Here is a 19937-nt window from a genome sequence, read left to right as displayed (position 1 = left end):
GGAGACAACGATGAGCAACCCATCCGAAGACGCGGGCACCTTCCCCGAACGCATCCACTGGGAGTCCGACGGCACGAGCCGCATTCCCTTCATGGCCTACACCGATGCCGAGCAGCACAAGAAGGAACTCGAGCGCTTCTTCTACACGAAGCACTGGAACTACGTCGGCCTTGAAGCCGAGGTGCCCAACGCGGGCGACTACAAGCGCACGGTGGTGGGGGAGCGCTCGGTCATCATGGTGCGCGATGCCGATGGCGGCATCGGCGTGGTGGAGAACGTGTGCGCCCACCGGGGCATGCAGTTCTGCCGCGAGCGCCACGGCAACAAAAAGGAATTCGTCTGCCCGTACCACCAGTGGAGCTACACGCTCAAGGGCGATCTGCAAGGTGTGCCGTTTCGCCGGGGCGTGAAGCAGGACGGCAAGGTCAACGGCGGCATGCCGGCCGATTTCAAGACCACCGACCACGGCCTGAACCAGCTCAAGGTGGCCACGCGCGGCGGGGTGGTGTTCGCCAGCTTCGACCACGGCATCGAGTCGCTGGAGGAATTCCTCGGCCCCACCATCCTGGCCTATTTCGACCGGCTGTTCAACGGCCGCAAGCTCACCATCCTGGGCTACAACCGCCAGCGCATCCCGGGCAACTGGAAGCTGATGCAGGAGAACATCAAGGACCCCTACCACCCGGGCCTGCTGCACACCTGGTTCGTCACCTTCGGCCTCTGGCGCGCCGACAACAAGAGCGAACTGAAGATGGATGCGCGCCACCGCCACGCGGCCATGATCTCCACGCGCGGCCAGTCGGGCAAAGCCGATCAGGTGACCCAGGTCTCCAGCTTCAAGGAGAGCATGCAGCTGCACGACCCGCGTTTCCTGGACATCGTGCCCGAGCCCTGGTGGGAAGGGCCGATGCCGCCGGGCCGCCCCAAGGCGTCCGACGCCCCCTCGGGGGGCAGCGAAGCGCGCGAAGCGGCGAGCGTGGGGGCACCTGTTCCCACGGCGGTGATGATGACGATCTTTCCCAGCATCATCCTGCAGCAACAGGTCAACAGCGTGTCGACGCGGCACATCCAGCCCGATGGTCACGGCGCGTTCGACTTCGTCTGGACGCACTTCGGCTTCGAGGACGACAGCGCCGAGATGACGCAGCGCCGGCTGCGCCAGGCCAACCTGTTCGGACCAGCGGGCTTCGTCTCGGCGGACGACGGCGAGGTGATCGAGTTCTCGCAGCTGGGTTTCGAGCAGAAACCATTTCACCGCACGTTGGCCGAGCTGGGTGGGCGTGAGGTGGGCGACACCGACCACATGGTCACCGAGACATTGATCCGTGGCATGTACCAGTACTGGCGCGAAGTGATGGAGGACCAGACATGAGCGAAGCACCCGATGTGCGATTCGAGGACCACCTGGCCATCTCGCGCCTGTACGCCGACTACGCCCAGGCGGTCGATTCGGGCGACTGGGATCTCTGGCCCGAGTTCTTCATCGATGACTGCATCTACAAGCTGATTCCGCGCGAGAACCACGAGCGCGGTTTCCCGCTGGCCACGCTGTTTTTCGAGAGCAAGGGCATGCTCAAGGACCGGGCCTACGGAATCAAGGAGACGCTGTTCCACGACCCCTACTACCAGCGCCATGTGGTGGGCGCACCACTGGTGCACAAGGCCGAGGCCGACCGTTTCGAGGTCGAGGCCAACTACGCGGTGTTCCGCACCAAGCTGTCGCACGAATCGACGGTCTTCAACGTCGGGCGCTACATCGACGTGATCGTGCGCACACCGGCCGGCCTCAAGTTCGCTTCGCGCCTGTGCGTGTACGACAGCGAAATGATCCCGAATTCCATCATCTACCCGATCTGAGAACACACCATGAGCAACGAGCCAGAATGGCTGGACGCCAGCGATGAAGCCGACGTTCCCGAGGACGACGTGATCGGGGTGCAGGTCGCCGGCCGCGACATTGCGCTCTACAAGGTGGACGGCAGCGTGTTCGCCACCGACAACACCTGTACCCATGGCCACGCGCGCCTGTGCGACGGCTTCCTCGATGGGCACGAGATCGAATGCCCGCTGCACCAGGGCAGGTTCGATATTCGCGACGGCAGTCCCACCTGTGCGCCGGCCACCGAGGCCATCCGCTGCTACCCGGTGCGCATCGAAGGCGGGCGGGTGTTCCTGCAACTGCAGGGCTGAGTTCAGATCTGGCGGTTCCGCGCCAGCGGCGGGTTCTTGCTGAAGTACGCCACGATGCCGCGCAGCAGCGCATCGGCCAGGTCGTCCTGGTACTTGGGGTCGTTGAGCCGGGCTTCTTCATCGGGGTTGCTGATGAAGGCCGTTTCCACCAGCACGCTGGGGATGTCAGGAGCGCGCAGCACCGCGAAGTTGGCTTGTTCCACGCGCGGCTTGTGCAGCTTGCCGACCCGCTTCACATGGCCGAGCATGGCGCTGCCGAGCTTGAGGCTGTCGTTGATCTGCGCGGTGGTGCTCATGTCGAGCAGGGCTCTCTGCACCGTGGCGTCCTTGGCCTTCACATTGAGGCCGCCCACTTGATCGGCCGCGTTTTCCTTGTTGGCCATCCAGCGCGCAGCGGCACTGCTGGCGCCTTTGGTGCTGAGCGCGTACACGCTGGCGCCTTGCGGGCGTGGCGTGAAGAAGGCGTCGGCGTGCAGGCTGATGAACAGGTCGGCCTGCACGCGTTGGGCCTTCTGCACGCGCACCTGCAGGGGAACGAAAAAGTCTTTGTCGCGCGTCATGTAGGCGCGCATCGGGTTGCCGTTGACGCGCGTGTCGTTGATGCGGTCGCGCAGTTTCTGTGCGATCTGCAGCACCACCTTCTTCTCATGCGTGCCGCCTGGGCCGATCGCGCCCGGGTCTTCGCCTCCGTGGCCGGGGTCGAGCGCGACGATGATGAGGCGCTCGGTCTTGCCCTTGCCGCCGGGAGGCTGCTTGGCGGGGCTGCCCTTGTCGGGCCTGGCGCCGGCCACGGCAGTGTCGTCGTCGACCGATGGCTGGGGCGCAGGTGAGGTCGGGCCGGGGCCGTGATTCGGGTTGCCGGGGGGCTTCGGCCGCTCGCGTCCCGCGATCAGTTCGCCCAGCGGGTCGTCTGTCCGCGTCGCCGGCTTGGTGACTTTGTCGGCCTCCAGGCCCAGCAATCGCGCGGCGCGTTCGCTGGCCGCGTCCATGTCCTTCATGCGCTGGGCAATCAGTTGCTCCAGCGGATCGGGCGCGTTCACCGGGTACAGGTCGAGCACCAGGCGATGCTGGTACGCGGCCACCGGCTCCAGGTTGAACACCTGCGGCTTGATGGCCTGTTTGAGGTCGACCACCAGCCTGACCACGTTGGTCGCGTTCTGCGCCACGCGGATGCTGCCGATGTTCGGGTCGTCCGATTTCAACTTGCCCACCAGTTCGCGCAGGCCGGGCAGCAGGTCAATGCCTTCGATGTCCACCACCATGCGGGGTGGGGTTGTCACGAAGAACTTCTGAGCCCTGAGTTCACCGTCGGATTCGATGGTCACGCGGGTGTAGTCCTCGGCCGGCCAGATGCGCACCGCCAGCACACTGGCCCCGCGCGCGATGTGCTGCACGCCAAGCAGCAGCACCAGCGTGCCGGCGCGCAGCAAGCTGCGGCGACTGACGGGTCCCGTCATGCCAGCGCCTCCAGCAGACGCTGGCCCGTGAGGGTAAGGGCGGTGGCGCGCACGGCGCGGGCGCTGTCGTGTTCCGGGTCGGTGTGTGGATTCATGTCGTCGGGTTGGATGTCGATCTGCAGATCGACCGCCGGCAAAAACGCGCCAGCGCGTTCGGGCCACTCCACGAGCTTGAGACCCGGGCTGGCAAAAAGTTCGCGAAAGCCCGCGTCTTCCCATTCGCGCGGGTCGTTGAAGCGGTAGAAGTCGAAGTGCCAGACCGACAGCGGCTCGCCCGCGGGCATGACCGGGCAATCCATGGCGCTGTGCGGCTCCACCACCGCGTAGGTGGGGCTTTTGATGCGACCACGCACGCCGAGCGCACGCAACAGGTGCCGCGCCAGGGTGGTCTTGCCCGCGCCCAGGTCGCCTTGCAGGGTGAGGGTGGCGTGGGCAATGGCCGGCGACAGCGCGAGGCGTTGGGCAAAGGCCCGGGTGTCTTCTTCATTGGTCCAGCGGCCTTGCCACTGTTGCGGCGCCGACGCCGATCCCGCAGGCACCGAACCGGTTCCTACAATGCTCGTCACATGAATGTCGTTCTGGATGCCGCTCAACTCGTCTCTCGGATTCAGGCCTGGGGCCAGGAACTCGCATTTTCCCAAATTGGGGTGGCTGGTGTGGATTTGTCGGCTGCCGAGCCCGGATTGTTGGCCTGGTTGTCGGCTGGATGTCACGGTGACATGGCCTACATGGCCGCGCACGGCCTCAAACGCGCACGTCCGACCGAACTGGTGCCGGGCACGCTGAGCGTGATCACCGCCCGCATGGACTACCTGCCACGCGCCACGCCCGAGGGCTGGCAGAGCATCGAGTTCGAGCGGCTCGACCGGCCGCAAGAGGCGGTGATCTCGATGTATGCGCGTGGACGGGACTACCACAAGGTCCTGCGCAACCGTCTGCAGACGCTGAGTGAGCGCATTGCGGCGACCATCGGCCCGTTCGGCCACCGCGTGTTCACCGACTCCGCCCCGGTGCTGGAGGTGGAGCTGGCGTCCCGAAGCGGCATCGGCTGGCGCGGCAAGCACACGCTGGCGCTGCACCGCGAGGCGGGCTCGATGTTTTTCCTGGGCGAGATCTGTGTGGACCTGGCGCTGCCGCCCACCGAGGCCACCAGCGAGCACTGCGGCAACTGCACGGCGTGCATCGACGTCTGCCCCACTCAGGCCATCACCGGTGCGCAGCGGGTGGACGCGCGGCGCTGCATCAGCTACCTGACCATCGAACACGCCGGCGCCATTCCCCTGGAGCTGCGTCCGCTCATGGGCAACCGCATCTACGGCTGCGACGATTGCCAGCTCATCTGCCCCTGGAACAAGTTCGCGCAACGCTCACCCTTGCCCGATTTCGACGAACGCGCCGGGCTCTCGGGCGCGGCGCTGGTCGAGCTGTTCTCCTGGAGCGAGGCCGAGTTCCTGCGCCGAACCGAAGGCAATGCGATCCGGCGCATCGGCCACGAACGCTGGCTGCGCAACATCGCGGTGGCGTTGGGCAATGCCTTGCGCGCACGGCACGACGAGAGGGCCTTGCGCGCGCTGCAGGCCCGTGCAGACCACCCCAGCAAACTTGTGCGCGAGCACGTGGCCTGGGCGCTCTCTCAGACACACAATCCCCTCCGTTCGCCCTGAGCTTGTCGAAGGGCTCACCAACACTGCTGGATGGGCTTCGATCCTTCGACAAGCTCAGGATGAGCGGGATTGCAGCCGAACGGTGGTTGGCACTCTCAACCCTCGCCCACGTTCTCCTGCAAGCGGCCCAGCAGGGCCAGCAGGGTGGCGCGCTCGCTCTCGCTCAGGCCCGCGGTCATTGACTTCTCGAAGCGCACCCGGTGCAGTTGCATCTTGCGTTGCAAAGCCTGGCCCTCGGGCGTGACGCTCACGCGCTGACTGCGGCCGTCGTTCGGGTCGGGCTGGCTTTGCAGCAGGCCGCGCTCGTGCAGGGCCTTGACGATGCGAGCGATCTGCGCCTTGTCGCGCCCCGAGTGCTGCACCAGATCACGTTGTGTGGCGCCAGCGTGACGCAAAAAATAGCCCAGGCAGCGAACCTCCATCGGCCCGAGGCCGTCGCCGTCCTGCCTTGCGGCTTCCTGCAGGTGGCGCCGCAGGCCGTGCATGAGCGTGTGCAAGTGATCCAGCACTTCGGTTTTTGCTTGTTTCGTCATCGTGGGGTCTTGTGGTTGACAGTATCATCCAATGCGGGCATGATGGTTGTCATTATCAACCAGTCTCACCTATGAACACAAGCCAGATTTCTTCCCTCGCCGTCGAACGCGCGCGCCATCCGCTCCAGGTGCGCCGCCTGGAGGTGAAACGCATCGATCGCATCAGCGCGAGCTTCCTTCGCATCCGCTTTGCCGGTGATGCCCTGCACAACTTCGTGAGCGCATCGTTCGACGACCACGCCAAGCTCATGCTGCCGCCCGAGCCTGGCCAGCCCCTGGTGTTGCCCGAACCCGGCCCTGATGGCCTGGCGCTGCCACCCGGTGCGCAAAGGCCGGCCATGCGCGACTACACGCCGCGCCACTTCGACGCCGCGGCCCGTGTCCTCGACATCGAATTCGTGTTGCACGGTGACGGCGTGGCTTCGCGCTGGGCGCAGGCGGCCAAACCCGGCGACGAGGTCGGTCTGGGTGGGCCGCGTGGCTCGTTCGTGGTGCCCATAGGCTTTGACTGGCACGTGCTGGTGGGCGACGAAACCGCCATTCCGGCCATTGCGCGGCGGCTTGAAGAACTGCCCGACACCGCGCAGGCGATCACCGTGATAGCGACCGCTGACGTGGGCGACCGGCGCGCCTTCAGCACCCGCGCGCGTCTGCAGACGCACTGGATCGAGACCGGCTCCACCGATGCACTGGCGCGCCAGGTGGCCGCGTTGACGCTGCCGGCCGGGGAGGGCTTTGCCTGGGCAGCCGGCGAGGCGGCCAGCATGGCGGCGGTGCGCCAGGCCCTGGTGGACGGACACGGTCTGGACAAGGCCCGCGTGCGCGCCTCCGCCTACTGGAAACGCGGCAGCGCCGGCCACCACGAGACACTGGGGTGAGGAACACCCCCCTGCGCCGCTTCGCGGCTTCCCCCCTCTCTGGCGCGCCCTTGGCGCTGGGAGGTGGAACGGCTCCTTGGGCCGGCGAAGCCGTCCCTCGGTGCCTCTGGAGTGGGTCACTTCTTTTGACGTGGGGGGTGTTCAGGTCGCGTAGTGCTGGCGCAGCTCGCGCTTGAGCAACTTGCCGCTGGGGTTCTTGGGCAGGCTGTCGGTGAACACCACGCGCTTCGGGCTCTTGAACGTGGCCATGTGCTGGTTGCAGTGCGCGATCACGTCGGCCTCGGTGAGCTGTTGCCCGGCCTTGACCACGATCACCGCCGTGACCGCCTCGACCCACCTGGCGTCGGGCAGACCGATCACCGCCACCTCGCTCACGCCGCTCAGGCGGTAGATCATTTCCTCCACCTCGCGGCTGGCCACGTTCTCACCGCCTGTCTTGATCATGTCCTTCTTGCGGTCCACCACGGTGATGTAACCCTCGTCGTCGATCACCGCGAGGTCGCCGCTGTGGAACCAGTCGCCTTCAAATGAAGCCTCGGTGCGCTCGGGGTCGTTGAAGTAGCCCAACATGAGGTGGGGCGAGCGGTGCACGATCTCGCCGACCTCACCCACGACCACGTCTTCCATGGTGTCGTTGACCACGCGCGTTTCCACGTTGAGCACGGCCTTGCCGCAGGAGCCGGGTTTGCGCAGTTGGTCCTGGGGCCCCAGCATGGTGGCCAGTGGCGCAATTTCGGTCTGTCCGTACAGGTTCCACAGCCGCACCGCGGGCAGGCGCGAGGCCAGTTCCTTGAGCACCTCCACCGGCATGATGGACGCGCCGTAGTAGCCCTTGACCAGGCTCGTCAGCTTCGTGGCATCGAACAAGGGCGAGCGCAGCAGCGCGATCCATACCGTGGGCGGCGCAAAGAAGCTGGTGATCTGCATGCGCTCGATCAGCGCCAGCAGGTTGTCGGGCACCGGCTTGGCCGTGATCACGTTGCTGCTGCCGATGTAGATGGCGGGGCCGAAGAACACGTCGAGCTGGGCGCAGTGGTAGAGCGGCAGCGCGTGCAGCGCCCGGTCTTCCTCGGCGATTTCGGCGTTGATCACGCAGCTCACGTACTGCCACAGCACCGCGTCGTGCGTGAGCATGGCGCCCTTGGGCGTGGACTCGGTACCGCTGGTGTAGACGATCTGTGCCAGATCGAAACTGCCCAAGGTCACCTCGGGCAACGGGTCTGCGCAGGCGGCGAGGTGGTCAAAGCGGTGCATGGAGGCGTCGGGCTCGCTCGGGTCTTCGCTGGGCAACCAGATGAATCGCTCCACCACGGTGTCCAGGGCAGCAGCATCGCGCGCCAGCGCGGCCAGGCCGCTGTCGGTGGCCAGGGTCCTGGCGCCCGCGTGGCGCAGGATGTAGGCAACCTCGTCGGCCTTGAGCATGAAGTTGATCGGCACCAGCACCGCGCCGCGGCGCGCCAGGGCGAAGCGCAGCGCTGCGAAGCCGTGGGAATTGCGCGCCAGAACGGCCACCTTGTCCCCCTGATCCACGCCCAGGCGAGCCAGACCCGCGGCCAGGCGGCTGACCAGCGCGTCGAACTCGGCGTAGGTCCATTGGGTGGTGCCGCAGACGATGGCGGTCTTGCCCGGCAAACGCAGGGCGGTGCGGTGCAAGGCGTCGGCAATGGTCTGGCGGCGCACCACCGGGTGAAGGGACGAGGACATGCGTGGGCTCCTGGATGGATGGACGTTGGCGTTGGCAAGTGGTCTGATTGAAGCCGAATCGCCGGCCATGGCCATGCGCGTTTTCACCAGCCTGCTGTCACCTTTGTACACGGCATGCTCGCTGAACCTTCACAGACCGAGGACTATCATCAAACGATGAACCCCGTCTCCGCCTGTCAGACCCTCATGACCCGCTGGGGCCACCGGGTGCGCCTGTCGTGGATCACCTGGTGGCAGGTGGTCATGCTCGGCGCGCAGATCCTGGTGATGGCGCTCACGCCGTCGAGCTACGCCGCCGGTCCGCGTCGCCAGAGCGTGCTGCTGCACGTCTACAAGGCCACTGCGCCGCTGCTGACCGGATTTCTGGTGCTGTCGGCGCTCATCAGTCTTGTGCTGATCCGCATCGTGGTTGCCACGGCCTACAGCTATGGGCTGTCGCAGTACGCGCTGGAGGTGCTGGTGCGCACGCTGGTGCTCGAACTCATTCCGCTGTATGCCGCCATGTTTGTCGCGGTGCGTTACGCCATGCCGGGTGCCCAGCTGGTGCGCGAGCAGTTGTCCACCCACCAGCGGGCAGGCCATGAGCTGGGCCATGGCGTGTTGTTGGCCACCGAGCTGCTGCCGCGCGCGCTGGCATCGGTGTTCTCGGTGCTGATGCTCGCCGCCCTGAGTTGCCTGATCGCGCTGGTGCTCACCTACCTCACGGTTTACGGCTTTTCGCACTGGGGCCTGCCCGGCTACACGCGCAGCGTTGGCCAGGTGTTCACGCCAGCGGTCACCTTGATCTTTGCGCTCAAGACACTGTTCTTCAGCCTGGCCGTGGCGGTGGTGCCGCTGGCCGGCAGCGCGCAGCAAGATGCGCAGGGCCTGTATGCCCAACGCAGCGACATCTCCGAATTCGCCCGCCTGTTCTCCGTGGTGCTGCTCATTGAAGTGGTCTCGCTGGTGGGCAACTATTACTGAACACCATGAACCCCACGCCCGACGAACCCGCCGCTCCCGATTCGCCCGAGGTGAAAAACCTCGAGTTCAAGGCCGCGCTGCTGCTGTTGGCCCTGCTCGTGCTCGTGATCGGCTCGGGCCTGTATGTGATGTTTGCGCGCGGCATGTTCGAGGACACGCAGCGACTGGTGCTCATCTCCGACGACTCCGAAGGCGTGGTGGTGGGCATGGACATGACCTTTGCCGGCTTCGCCATCGGGCGCGTGGCGCGCATCGAACTGGGCACGGACGGCACGGCCCGCATCCTGATCGACGTGCCGACCAAGGAAGCGAAGTGGCTGCGCACCTCCAGCATCTTCACCATGGAGCGCGGCCTGGTGGGCGGCACGCGCATCCGTGCCTACAGCGGCGTGCTGGACGACCCGGCCCTGCCCGATGGTGCCGAGCGCACCGTGCTGCGTGGCGACACGGCGGCCGAAATTCCGAAGCTGGCGGCGAGCATGCGCGAGGTGCTGGAGAACGTGGCCGCGCTCACCAAAAAGGATGCCGCGCTGGATGTGGCGCTGACCAACGTGCAGAGCGCCACCGAGCGACTCAAGGGACCGCAGGGTGCCATGGGCGTGCTGATGGGCAACGACGAAGACGCGAAGAAGCTGGTGATCACCGTCGAACGCGCCAACGCCTTGCTGGCGCGCGCCGAAACGCTCACCGCGCGCATGGACAGTCTGGTGAGCAATGCCAACAAACAGGTATTCGGCCAGGGCACGGACCAGGGCGGGCTGGTGGCCGATGCGCGCGTGACGGTGCAGCAACTCAATGGTCTGCTGGCCGAGGCACGCACCAGCCTGCAGAAGGTGGATGCGGTGCTGGTGGAAGCCCAGGGCATTGCCGGCAACACGCGCGAAGCCACCACCGATCTGGGCGTGTTGCGCGGTGAGGTGGAGTCCAGCCTGCGCAAGGTCGACGGGCTCATCAACGACATCAACCGCAAGTGGCCGTTTGCGCGCGACACGGAAATTCGACTGCCATGAACACAAGAATTTCCATCGTCGTGTGCGCGCTCATGGCGCTGACCGCCTGCTCCAGCCATCCACCCGCACCCGACTGGCCGGGCGAGGCCAAGGGCAGCAGCGAGCGGGCCACCGAAGCCTGGCTCAGTGGCAACAGCCGCATCGAGATGGCGGAGTTCAACCGGGCACGCGCCGAGGTGGCGCGCACGGGGCAGGTGGCGCTGGTGGCGCGGCTGGAGCTGCTGCGTTGCGCCACGCGCGTGGCCAGCCTGGTGCTGGAGCCCTGTGTCGGCTTTGAAGCGCTGGCGCAAGACGCGGCGCCGGCCGAGCTGGCCTATGCGCGTTATCTGGCGGGCACCGCGCAAGCGGCGGATGCGGCGCTGTTGCCCGAGGTGCACCGCAGCCTGGTGGGCAGCGCAGCGCCCGATGCGGCCGTGGCCGCGATCCAGGACCCGCTCTCGCAACTGGTGGCCGCCGGTGTGTTGTTTCGCAGCGGCCGCGCCACGCCCGGCGTGATGGCGCAGGCGGTGGAGACCGCGTCGGCGCGGGGCTGGCGCCGGCCATTGCTGGCCTGGTTGCAGGTGCAGCAACAACGCGCCCAGGCAGCAGGCGACGCCAAGGCAGCGGCCCGCTTGCAGCGGCGCATCGACCTGGTGGCGCCGGCCCGTTGATCAGCGCATGGGAATCGTGGTGCCGGGGGGCAGGGGCACGGCGGTGATGCTGTTGTCCGGCGAGCCTTCGATCACGCGGTCAGAATAGCTCAGGTAGACCAGGGTGTTGCGGGTCTTGTCGACCATGCGCACCACCTGCAGCTTCTTGAACACCAGCGAAGTGCGCTCGGTGAACACCACTTCCTGCTGCCTCAAGGGATCGCCCACAAACGACACGGCGCCCACCTGCTTGCACTCGATGCTGGCGTCCGACTTGTCTTCGGCCAGACCGAGCCCGCCCTTGATGCCACCGGTCTTGGCGCGCGACACGTAACAGGTGACGCCTTTGACCTTGGGGTCGTCAAACGCGTCGACCACGATCTTGTGGTCGGGGCCCAGCCACTTGAACACCGTGTCCACCTCGCCGATGGCCTGGGCGTGGGCTGCAGAGGTGGCGAAGGAAAGACCCAGCACCAGGCCGGACAGGAGTGCAGGGGGACGGTGGAACGGGTTCATGGTGGCCTTCTTGAAAGAACGTTGATCATGCGCCGGCCATGGGCCTGAGCACGCCCAAGGCAAATGGCAGGCTCACGATACCCAGCAAGGTGGACAGCGTGACCAGCCCGGCCACATAAGGTCCGTTGTAGCCCATGCGCGCGGCCAGCACATAACAGCTGGACGCGGTGGGCACGGCCGAGAACATCAGCAGGATGGTGGTCTGGGTCGGGTCGAGCCGGAACAGCAACGCCAGCCCGAGCGCCAGGAGCGGCATGCCCAGGTGCTTGACCGCCAGCACCAGGCCGCCCAGCGTCTTGGCACTGGCCAGCATGCCGAACTGCATGCCCGCGCCGGCAGCCATCAGGCCCAGCGCCAGCGAGGCCTGGCCGATGCGGTTGACGGTGGGCTCCAGCCAGAACGGCATGGAAAAGCCCAGCAGGTTGGCCACCAGGCCCGAGACGGTGCCGATGATGAGCGGATTGCGCAGCAGCTCGCGCATGAAACCCTTGTTGGCGTGCCGTGCCATGGGCCAGACCGCGCCCACGTTGAACAGCGGCACACACACGCCGATGAGCACCGCAATCATGAGCAGGCCCGGCGGGCCGGCCATCTTCTCGGCCAGTGCCAGTGCAATGAACGAGTTGAAGCGAAAACCCACCTGGGCGCTGGCCGCGTGCAGGCGCACATCAAGCCGTTTGCCGATCCAGGGCCAGTGGGGCAGGGAATACGACAGCGCGATGCCGCACAAACCCAGCGCAATGCCCGCACCCATGAGGCTGGAAGCCTGGCCCAGATCGAGCGGGCTCTTCACGATGCTGTGGAACAGCAGCACGGGAAACAGAAAGTAGTACACCAGGCTCTCCACCTGCTCCCACACCTTGCGGTTGAGGGCGGTGAAGCGGCAGACGAGGTAGCCACAGAGGATGAGCGAGAAGTCGGGGAAGAGGAGTTGGGCGAAATTCACCGGGCGAGCATAGCGTGCCGGGGGTTTCCACTTATGTAGTTGTCCCATGGTCATGGCGGTGCTCAGCGGCTACATTGCAGGCTCGCATCGTGCGAGCCGTACCCCGATCGCGCGCAACAGGCTGACCCCGGCCTGCCTTTATCGATGTCTCAAGCAAGGAGCAAGTGTCATGGTTTCTCGTCGTCAACTGGTTGCAATCGGTCTGGCCACCGCCTCGGTGGCTGTGGGTGGCACCGCGTGGGCCCAGGCCTACCCCAACAAGGTCATTCGTCTGCAAGTTCCGTTTGCACCCGGCGGCACCACCGACATCATTGCCCGCGTGATGTCCGAGTCGCTCGGCAAGGCGCTGGGCCAGAGCATGATCGTGGAAAACAAGGCCGGTGGCGGTGGTGTGGTGGGTGCGCTGGAACTCTCCCGTGCCCCGGCCGATGGCTACACCCTGGGCATGGCCACGGTGTCGACCACCGCGGCCAACCCGGCCATCAACGGCAAGATTCCCTACAACACGCTCACCGATTTCACGCCCATCATCAACATCGCGGCCACGCCCAACGTGATCGCCGTGCACCCCAGCTTCCCGGCCAAGGACTACAAGGGCTTCCTGGCCGAGATCAAGAAGAACCCCGGCAAGTACAGCTACGCCAGTTCGGGCACCGGCGGCATCGGCCACCTGCAGACCGAGCTCTACAAGAGCCTGACTGGTGCCTTCATCACGCACATTCCGTATCGCGGTGCAGGCCCCGCGCTCAACGACACCGTGGGTGGCCAGGTGCCGATCATCTTTGACAACCTGCCCTCGGCCCTGCCGCACATCAAGGCCGGCCGCCTCATCGCCATCGTGGTGGCCGCGCCGCAGCGCGTGGCGGTCTTGCCCGACGTGCCGACCTTCAAGGAAGTGGGCCTGGAGCCGGTGAACCGCATGGCCTACTACGGCATCATCGGCCCCAAGGGCCTGCCGCAGGAAGTGGTGGACAAGGTGTCGAACGCGACCAAGCAGGCGCTCAATGACCCGGCCGTCAAGAAGCGCGTGGAAGACACGGGCTCGCTGATCGTGGCCAATTCGCCGGCCGAGTTCACGGCGCAGATCAAGGCCGAGTTCGAGGTCTACAAGCAGGTGGTGGCCAAGCAGAAGCTCAAGCTGGAGTGATGGACCCGGCCCTGGCATCGACCAGCGAGGACCTTGCCGGGGCTTTTGTCGACGCGCTCTGGCTCGAAGAGGGCCTCTCGCGCAACACGCTGGACGCGTACCGGCGTGATCTCGTTTTGCTCGGCCAGTGGCTGGCCGGGCAGGGCAAGACCCTGCCCGAAACCACCGAGGCCGATCTCAACGGCTACTTCAGCGAACGCCACAGCCAGACGCGCGCCACCACCGCCAACCGACGGCTCACGGTCTTCAAGCGCTACTTCCGTTGGGCGCTGCGCGAACGTTTCATTTCCGCCGACCCGACGCTGCGCCTCTCACCGGCACGCCAGCCGCTGCGCGTGCCCAAGACAATGTCTGAGGCGCAGGTGGAGGCCTTGCTGAACGCGCCCGATGTGAGCACCCCGCTGGGCCTGCGCGACCGCTGCATGCTCGAACTCATCTACGCCAGCGGCCTGCGCGTGAGCGAACTCGTCACGCTCAAAACCTGGCATGTGGGCATGAACGAACATGTGCTGCGCATCACCGGCAAGGGCAACAAGGAACGCCTGGTGCCGTTCGGGCAGGTGGCTGGGCAGTGGCTGCTGCGTTACCTGGGGCAGGCGCGCGGCGAGATATTGAACGGCCTGCAGAGCGAAGACCTGTTCGTCACCTCGCGCGGGTCTCGCGCCGGCGAGGCCATGACGCGCGCGATGTTCTGGCAACTGGTGAAGAGGTACGCGCTGGCCGCGGGCATCACCTCGCCGCTGTCGCCCCACACGCTGCGACACGCGTTTGCCACGCACCTGCTCAACCATGGCGCCGATCTGCGCGCGGTGCAGATGTTGCTCGGCCACGCCGACATCTCCACCACCACGATCTACACCCACGTGGCGCGCGAACGCCTCAAGACCATCGTCGCGCAGCACCACCCGCGAGGGTGACGACGTCAGATTCGTCACACCATCAAGCCGTTCGCCCTGAGCCTGTCGCAGGGCAACGAATGCAGACCTGGGTGAGGGCTTCGACAGGCTCGGTCCGAACGGTGATTGAACTGTGGGTCTGTCATTGTTTTCCCCAGAGCTGCTGCAAACGCGCATCGCGCCCGCAACTCGTGCGGTAGTACTTGTAGCGAATGGGGTTCTTCAGGTAGTAGTCCTGGTGGTAGTCCTCGGCCGCGTAGAACGGGGTGGCGGGCACGACCTGCGTGACGATCGGTTCCTTGAACGGTTTGGATTTTTCCAGCGCCGCCAGCGAGCGTTTCACCACCTCCGCTTGCGCCGCATCGTGCGTGAAGATGACTGTGCGGTAGGGGTTGCCGGCGTCGCAGAACTGCCGGTCTTTGGTGGTCGGATCGATGGTGCGCCAGAACTTTTCCACCAGGGTGGCGTAGCTGACCTTGGCCGGATCGAACACGATCTCCACCGCCTCGGCGTGGCCCGTGTTGCCGCGGGACACCTGCTGGTAGGTCGGGGTGGCCACCGTGCCGCCGATATAGCCCGAGGTGGTCGAGAGCACGCCGGGGACCTTGTCGAAGTCGGCTTCTACGCACCAGAAGCAGCCACCGGCAAACGTGGCCTTGGCGGTGGCGGGCGTCGTTTGAGCTTGTGCAGCGCCAGCGGACAGCAGCACTGAAGCCATGAGGGGCAGGAGGTACGCGTTCATGCGGCCGCCTTGAAGGTGAGCGCCACGCCGTTGTTGCAGTAGCGCTTGCCGCTGGGCTTGGGGCCGTCGTTGAACACGTGGCCCTGGTGGCCATCACAACGCACGCAGTGGTATTCGGTGCGCGGAAAGATCGCCTTGAAATCGGTCTTGGTGCCCAGCGCGCCGGCCAGCGGCGTGTGGAAGCTCGGCCAGCCGGTGCCGCTCTCGTACTTGGTGTCGGACGAGAACAGCGGCAGATCGCAGCCGGCGCAGTGGTAGGTGCCCGTGCGCTTCTCTGCGTTGAGCGGACTGCTGCCCGCTCGCTCGGTGCCTTCTTCACGCAACACGTCGAACTGGGCAGGCGTCAGGCGCTTCTTCCACTCGGCCTCGCTGAGTTTCCAGGGATCGGTAGCGGCCGCGGCCTTGACCGCGGTGGTGGCGGCCTGTGAACCCAGGCCAAGCAGGGTCAGCAGTTTCATGGTCTGGCGGCGGTTGAGGGTTGGACGGGTGTTCATGAGCATGAGTCGACCACAGCCGGCATTCCTTACACGGCCACACGGGCAATCGAAACCAAGACCTGGTTACGTCTGCGCCATGCGCAGCCGGCGCGCTGCGTCTTCGTCGCGCGCGTCGTCGATCTCGCGCATCACGCTGCCCAGGTCCACCGCGCCCGGCGCGCGCTCGTAGCGGCCACTCAGCACCGTCTCGTTGCGCAGCAGACCACTCTGGTACAGGCTCCAGATCTCGGGTCCGAACTGCGTCTTCAGCAACTCGGGTGCGAACTGGCCGAAGAAGTCGCGCAGGTTGGCCACGTCGCGCAGCAGCATGCGCTGGGCGTGGTTGTTGCCGGCGGCGTCCACTGCTTGCGGCAGGTCGATGATCACGGGGAAGTCGTCGGTGTTGTCTTCGCCCGAATGCGCCAGCAGGATGTTGAACTCCGAGAGGTCGCCGTGCACCACACCCGCGCACAGCATGCGCACGACCTCGCCAACGAGCGTGGCGTGGTGCTGGCGCGCCTGCTCGGGCGTGAACGACACGTCGTTGAGCCGGGGTGCCGCGTCGCCCTGCGCATCGGTCACCAGTTCCATGAGCAACACGCCTTCGGAGAAGTTGAAGGGCTGCGGCACCCGCACGCCTGCGGCGGCCAGCCGGTAGAGCGCGTCCACCTCGGCGCTTTGCCAGGCGGCCTCTTGCGCCTCGCGGCCGAACCTGGTGCCCTTGGCCATGGCGCGCGCCTGACGAGAGTTCTTCACTTTGCGGTTCTCGGTGTAGTCCACCGCCTGACGAAAGCTGCGGTTGTTCGCTTCCTTGTAGATCTTGGCGCAGCGGGTCTCAGTGCCACAACGCACCACGTACACCATGGCTTCCTTGCCACTCATGAGCTGGCGCACCACGGTGTCGATGAGACCCTCTTCAACGAGGGATTGCAGTCGGGGAGGAGCTTTCATCGGGCCATTTTGCGCCCGCGCCTCACAAGGGCTTCAAAGTGGCTTCAACACGAACGCGATCACCAGGCCCTCCCGCGTCACTGTGATGGGGCCGGGTTGCATGCCCATCGCATCGGCCATGCGCAGGTCTTGCGGCTTCAGCCGGTGCAGCACCACCTCTCGCAACGATTGCTCGGCCAAGGCCGGGCCGTAGGTGTTGAGCAACTCCACCACGCTCGGCTGCAGGGTGGGAAAGCGCAGTCGGTCGATGCGCAGCTGGTGTGCGCGCAGCGTGCGGTCGCTCGCCTCATAGCGCAGTGCAAAGTCCAGGTCGAAGCTGCCCCGGTGGCTGCGGTTGAGCGCCGGGCCGGCGGCCTCCACCGCCATCTCGGCGCGCAGGCGGTTCTGCTCGGGCAACAAGCTCAGGCGCGGCGACTGAAGGTCCAGGTTCAGCAGCCCCTGCACCGGGTAGCGCATGGGAAAGCGCTCTGCCACCGAGCGCTGCAGCACGTCGGTCGACACGGTGTAACCGGGTGGCCCGGAGGGCCGGTCGTCGGCTTCCACCGGCTGAGCCCATGCCTGTCGACCCAGGGTCGCGCACAAGGCAGCGGAGAAAAGGAATCTGCGGCGCATAGGCTTGTATCGAGTCGATCGCTCACCACGCGTTCAGGGCAAATGGTCTCTATTTGTAGAAGACCTCGACCTTGCCCTTGAGTTGAATGAGCAGCGGCTGCCCCTTGCGGTCCACTGTCTTGCCCGAAGGCACCTTCACCCAGCCTTCGCTGATGCAGTACTCGGACACGTCGAAACGCTCCTTGTCGTTGAAGCGGATGCCGATGTCGTGCTCGAACACCGCGGCCACATGGTGCGGGCTGCGGGCGTCGATGGAGAGGCGGTCGGGCAAGGGAGGAGGGGTGGTGGGGGTGGATTCGCTCATGGCTGGATTGTCGGCCAGAACGTGGAAATGGCCGTTGCGTGCCGTTTGTCACTTCACTTTCCCGCGAAAGGGTCGATCTCCTGTGACCATGAAACTACAGCACAAGGCTTGGGCCTTGATCCTCGCAGCCGTCGCCGTGTGCGCGGGCGGCGGGATGCTCGGCGCTCGCTACCTCGTGCAGGACTCGTTCGCCCGACTGGAGGCCGAACACGCGACGCACGAGGGTGAACGCGCCAAGCGTGTGTTCGCCCAACAGGTGCAGGCCTTGAGGGCCACCACCCAGGACTACGCCTACTGGGTTGATGCGGTGAATTTTGTTCGCGGCAAGCTACCTGAGTTCATCGCGGACAACTTTGATGCCGACAACATGGGATACCTGCGCATTTCCGAGGTGCTGGTGTTCGATGACCGTGGTCGCGTGCTGGCCACGGTGAAGCGGGAAGGGGAGGGGCCACTGTCCAAGCTGGGGGCGGAACGCATTGCGCCCCTGCGGGAGCTGACCGAGCTCGTCCTGGCAGGTAAGGATCCCAAGGCGGTGCTCCAGACCCTGCGCCTGGCGGACGGTGGGCTGGAGATCGTGATCGCAGCCGGCATTCGTCCGCCCAACCAGACCACTGGGGTGGTACAGGGAGTCATGGTCATGGTGCGCCGTTTTGACGAAGCGGAGGTTCATCGCCTGGCCGACGTTCTGATGATGCCGGCGCGCTTGTCGTTCGAGACGCCTGGTCACACGAACGCGCCCATTCACGTGCAGCGGGGGAATGCCGAACTGGACGATCTGCATGTCTTGCTGGAAGACCACCAAGGTCTTCCCGTGGCAGAACTGGTCCTCGGGCTGGATCGCCACCTGCAGGAGCAGGGCCAGGCGCTGAACCGGCAGGGCATGATGGCGGTCGGCCTGACGGCGTCGATGGCCAGCCTGCTGCTGGTGCTCATCCTCGACCGGTTTCTGCTCAGACGGCTTCAGCGCCTCTGCACCGACATTGAAGTCATCACCCGAGACGGCCCCACCTCGGCGCCGCCTGTGCTCGTGCAGGGGCGTGACGAGATCAGTTCACTCGCATCGGTCGTCAATCAGCTGTTGCAGCGTGTGCGGTCGGATGCGCAAGAGCAGCAGCGTTCCTTCGAGAGGCAGGAGGCCATTCAGGCGCAACTGATGCAAAGCCAGAAATCCGAGGCACTCGGCCGGCTGGCCGGTGGCATCGCTCACGACATCAACAACTCGCTGGCGGCTGTGACGGGCTGGGTGCGGCTCACGATCGAGGATCTCGAAGAGAAGCATCCCGGTCATGAGTCGCTGGGACAAGCGTTGAAGGCCACGAAGTACGCCGACGGCCTGATACGCCAGTTGCTGGCATTTGGCCGCAAGACAGCGCCAAAACTGCAGCGGCTGCACCTGCGCAGCCTGGTGGAAGACACGCGCCGGCTCGTGAGCGCCGGTCTGACACGCGAGTCCGAAATCGTCGCGATCCATCGCGTGGATCCTGACGTCGTTGAAGGCGACCCGACGCAATTGCAACAAGTCCTGGTGAATCTCTTGATCAACGCTTCAGACGCGATGGAGGGCAAGGGCCGAATCGAGATCACCATCGACGAGATCTTCCTTCCGCTCGGGGGGGATGAGAACCCGCCGCCGGGCATCGCCCAGCTGGGCGAAGGGCGCTTCCTGACGATCGAGGTGCGGGACTTTGGCCCCGGGATGGCGCCCGATGTGGTCGACCGGGTGTTCGAGCCCTTCTTCACCACCAAGAGCGTGGGTCGCGGAACCGGGCTGGGGCTGTCGGTTGCGCAGGGCATCGTGGCGCATCACGGCGGCCACATCGGCCTGTCCAGCGTGGTGGGGGAGGGGTCCCATTTCTGCCTGTACCTGCCGGCCAGTGCCGACGAGGCAGCCGCTCCTCCTCCCACAACGGCTCCCGACTCAGAGAAGCGCAGGCGTGAACTGCTGTTCGTCGACGACGACCAGTTGGTGCGCCAATCGTGGAGCGCATTGCTGGAGCGCAAAGGCTGGAACGTGACGCGCGCCCGGGACGGCGAAGAGGCCTGGAGCTACCTGGTGCAGTCCGCCCAGCGTTGGGACGTCGTGCTCACCGATCTGTCGATGCCGCGGCTCGACGGTGTGGGCCTGGGTCAACGCATGCGCTCGATGGACCAACCGCCGCCGGTGGTCTTGCTGAGCGGCAATCTGGACGAGGCGCACGAGCAGCACCTGAAGGCCTTGTTTGCAGTTGTGCTGCGCAAACCGGTCGAAGCCGGCGATCTCGATCGTGTGCTCAATGACGTGGTTCGGGGTGCAGCTCGCTAGGATGTTGTCTCCTT

At 65.7% G+C, this 19937-nt stretch carries 22 protein-coding genes; 11 read left to right on the top strand and 11 right to left on the bottom strand.

Annotated features, from left to right (window positions below; translation table 11 throughout):
* Window positions 1-10: 10 nt before the first annotated feature.
* From ASE11_RS20685 to ASE11_RS20675, 3 genes are read left to right on the top strand one after another with little or no spacing between them, the layout of a single operon-like run.
* Window positions 11-1372 (top strand): aromatic ring-hydroxylating dioxygenase subunit alpha, encoded by a 1362-nt coding sequence (locus tag ASE11_RS20685; RefSeq protein ID WP_056276031.1) that lies wholly within the window; start codon window positions 11-13, stop codon window positions 1370-1372.
* Window positions 1369-1857: an aromatic-ring-hydroxylating dioxygenase subunit beta gene (locus tag ASE11_RS20680; RefSeq protein ID WP_200959394.1), complete on the top strand. Its 489-nt coding sequence runs from the start codon at window positions 1369-1371 to the stop codon at window positions 1855-1857. The genes ASE11_RS20685 and ASE11_RS20680 overlap by 4 nt, the downstream gene beginning before the upstream one ends.
* A gap of 9 nt (window positions 1858-1866) precedes the next feature.
* The gene (locus tag ASE11_RS20675) at window positions 1867-2190 is read left to right on the top strand and encodes a non-heme iron oxygenase ferredoxin subunit (RefSeq protein ID WP_056276028.1); all 324 of its coding nucleotides are present in this window, start codon (window positions 1867-1869) and stop codon (window positions 2188-2190) included.
* Between the two features lie 2 nt (window positions 2191-2192).
* Here ASE11_RS20675 and ASE11_RS20670 read toward each other — a convergent pair whose 3' ends face one another.
* Both ASE11_RS20670 and tsaE read right to left on the bottom strand, forming a co-directional pair.
* Window positions 2193-3647, bottom strand: coding sequence for an N-acetylmuramoyl-L-alanine amidase (locus ASE11_RS20670; protein ID WP_056276025.1), 1455 nt, complete (start codon window positions 3645-3647; stop codon window positions 2193-2195).
* Entirely contained in the window at window positions 3644-4213 is a 570-nt protein-coding gene (gene tsaE / locus ASE11_RS20665) for a tRNA (adenosine(37)-N6)-threonylcarbamoyltransferase complex ATPase subunit type 1 TsaE (protein WP_056276023.1), read from the bottom strand. The genes ASE11_RS20670 and tsaE overlap by 4 nt, the downstream gene beginning before the upstream one ends.
* Here tsaE and queG point away from each other — a divergent pair, their 5' ends adjacent.
* Complete coding sequence (queG, locus tag ASE11_RS20660) at window positions 4214-5311, top strand: tRNA epoxyqueuosine(34) reductase QueG (protein WP_056276021.1); 1098 nt, start codon at window positions 4214-4216, stop codon at window positions 5309-5311.
* A gap of 95 nt (window positions 5312-5406) precedes the next feature.
* Here queG and ASE11_RS20655 read toward each other — a convergent pair whose 3' ends face one another.
* Window positions 5407-5844, bottom strand: coding sequence for a MarR family winged helix-turn-helix transcriptional regulator (locus ASE11_RS20655; RefSeq protein WP_056276018.1), 438 nt, complete (start codon window positions 5842-5844; stop codon window positions 5407-5409).
* A 71-nt stretch (window positions 5845-5915) separates the two neighbouring features.
* Here ASE11_RS20655 and ASE11_RS20650 point away from each other — a divergent pair, with 71 nt between their 5' ends.
* The gene (locus tag ASE11_RS20650; protein ID WP_056276015.1) at window positions 5916-6722 is read left to right on the top strand and encodes a siderophore-interacting protein; all 807 of its coding nucleotides are present in this window, start codon (window positions 5916-5918) and stop codon (window positions 6720-6722) included.
* A gap of 141 nt (window positions 6723-6863) precedes the next feature.
* On the opposite strand, the gene ASE11_RS20645 is transcribed toward ASE11_RS20650, so the two are convergent.
* Window positions 6864-8426: an acyl-CoA synthetase gene (locus ASE11_RS20645; protein ID WP_056276012.1), complete on the bottom strand. Its 1563-nt coding sequence runs from the start codon at window positions 8424-8426 to the stop codon at window positions 6864-6866.
* A gap of 156 nt (window positions 8427-8582) precedes the next feature.
* On the opposite strand from ASE11_RS20645, the gene ASE11_RS20640 reads away from it, so the two are divergent.
* From ASE11_RS20640 to ASE11_RS20630, 3 genes are read left to right on the top strand one after another with little or no spacing between them, the layout of a single operon-like run.
* On the top strand, window positions 8583-9389 hold the full coding sequence (locus ASE11_RS20640; protein WP_082585900.1) for an MlaE family ABC transporter permease: 807 nt from the start codon (window positions 8583-8585) through the stop codon (window positions 9387-9389).
* A 5-nt stretch (window positions 9390-9394) separates the two neighbouring features.
* Complete coding sequence (locus ASE11_RS20635; protein ID WP_056276010.1) at window positions 9395-10399, top strand: MlaD family protein; 1005 nt, start codon at window positions 9395-9397, stop codon at window positions 10397-10399.
* A complete protein-coding gene (locus tag ASE11_RS20630; RefSeq protein ID WP_056276007.1) occupies window positions 10396-11049 on the top strand; it encodes a hypothetical protein in 654 nt (217 codons plus the stop codon). The genes ASE11_RS20635 and ASE11_RS20630 overlap by 4 nt, the downstream gene beginning before the upstream one ends.
* Here ASE11_RS20630 and ASE11_RS20625 read toward each other — a convergent pair whose 3' ends face one another.
* Both ASE11_RS20625 and ASE11_RS20620 read right to left on the bottom strand, forming a co-directional pair.
* Complete coding sequence (locus ASE11_RS20625; protein ID WP_056276004.1) at window positions 11050-11544, bottom strand: CreA family protein; 495 nt, start codon at window positions 11542-11544, stop codon at window positions 11050-11052.
* 25 nt (window positions 11545-11569) lie between these two features.
* A complete protein-coding gene (locus ASE11_RS20620) occupies window positions 11570-12544 on the bottom strand; it encodes an AEC family transporter (protein WP_235501376.1) in 975 nt (324 codons plus the stop codon).
* 115 nt (window positions 12545-12659) lie between these two features.
* On the opposite strand from ASE11_RS20620, the gene ASE11_RS20615 reads away from it, so the two are divergent.
* Window positions 12660-13637 (top strand): tripartite tricarboxylate transporter substrate binding protein BugE, encoded by a 978-nt coding sequence (locus ASE11_RS20615; RefSeq protein ID WP_056275998.1) that lies wholly within the window; start codon window positions 12660-12662, stop codon window positions 13635-13637.
* Window positions 13637-14554 carry a site-specific tyrosine recombinase XerD gene (xerD, locus tag ASE11_RS20610; protein WP_056275995.1) on the top strand — a complete coding sequence of 306 codons (918 nt, stop codon included), beginning with the start codon at window positions 13637-13639 and terminating at the stop codon, window positions 14552-14554. Before ASE11_RS20615 ends, xerD begins: the two co-directional genes overlap by 1 nt.
* 121 nt (window positions 14555-14675) lie before the next feature.
* Here xerD and msrA read toward each other — a convergent pair whose 3' ends face one another.
* The 5 genes from msrA to ASE11_RS20585 form a co-directional block, all read right to left on the bottom strand.
* Window positions 14676-15275 carry a peptide-methionine (S)-S-oxide reductase MsrA gene (msrA, locus tag ASE11_RS20605; RefSeq protein WP_056275992.1) on the bottom strand — a complete coding sequence of 200 codons (600 nt, stop codon included), beginning with the start codon at window positions 15273-15275 and terminating at the stop codon, window positions 14676-14678.
* Entirely contained in the window at window positions 15272-15769 is a 498-nt protein-coding gene (gene msrB, locus ASE11_RS20600; protein ID WP_200959393.1) for a peptide-methionine (R)-S-oxide reductase MsrB, read from the bottom strand. Before msrB ends, msrA begins: the two co-directional genes overlap by 4 nt.
* Before the next feature lie 66 nt (window positions 15770-15835).
* Window positions 15836-16702: a PA4780 family RIO1-like protein kinase gene (locus ASE11_RS20595; RefSeq protein WP_056275986.1), complete on the bottom strand. Its 867-nt coding sequence runs from the start codon at window positions 16700-16702 to the stop codon at window positions 15836-15838.
* Window positions 16703-16735: 33 nt separating this feature from the next.
* A complete protein-coding gene (locus ASE11_RS20590) occupies window positions 16736-17314 on the bottom strand; it encodes a hypothetical protein (RefSeq protein ID WP_056275984.1) in 579 nt (192 codons plus the stop codon).
* Between the two features lie 49 nt (window positions 17315-17363).
* Complete coding sequence (locus ASE11_RS20585) at window positions 17364-17618, bottom strand: DUF3297 family protein (protein WP_056275981.1); 255 nt, start codon at window positions 17616-17618, stop codon at window positions 17364-17366.
* An 88-nt stretch (window positions 17619-17706) separates the two neighbouring features.
* Between ASE11_RS20585 and ASE11_RS20580 the strand changes: the two genes are divergently transcribed.
* Window positions 17707-19923 carry an ATP-binding protein gene (locus tag ASE11_RS20580; RefSeq protein ID WP_162258076.1) on the top strand — a complete coding sequence of 739 codons (2217 nt, stop codon included), beginning with the start codon at window positions 17707-17709 and terminating at the stop codon, window positions 19921-19923.
* Window positions 19924-19937 lie beyond the last annotated feature (14 nt).

It is taken from the genome of Hydrogenophaga sp. Root209 (assembly GCF_001428625.1).
Classification (GTDB): Bacteria; Pseudomonadota; Gammaproteobacteria; order Burkholderiales; family Burkholderiaceae_C; genus Hydrogenophaga.
The sequence above is the reverse complement of the archived record's forward strand: the minus strand, read 5'-3'. Positions and strand labels throughout refer to the sequence as shown.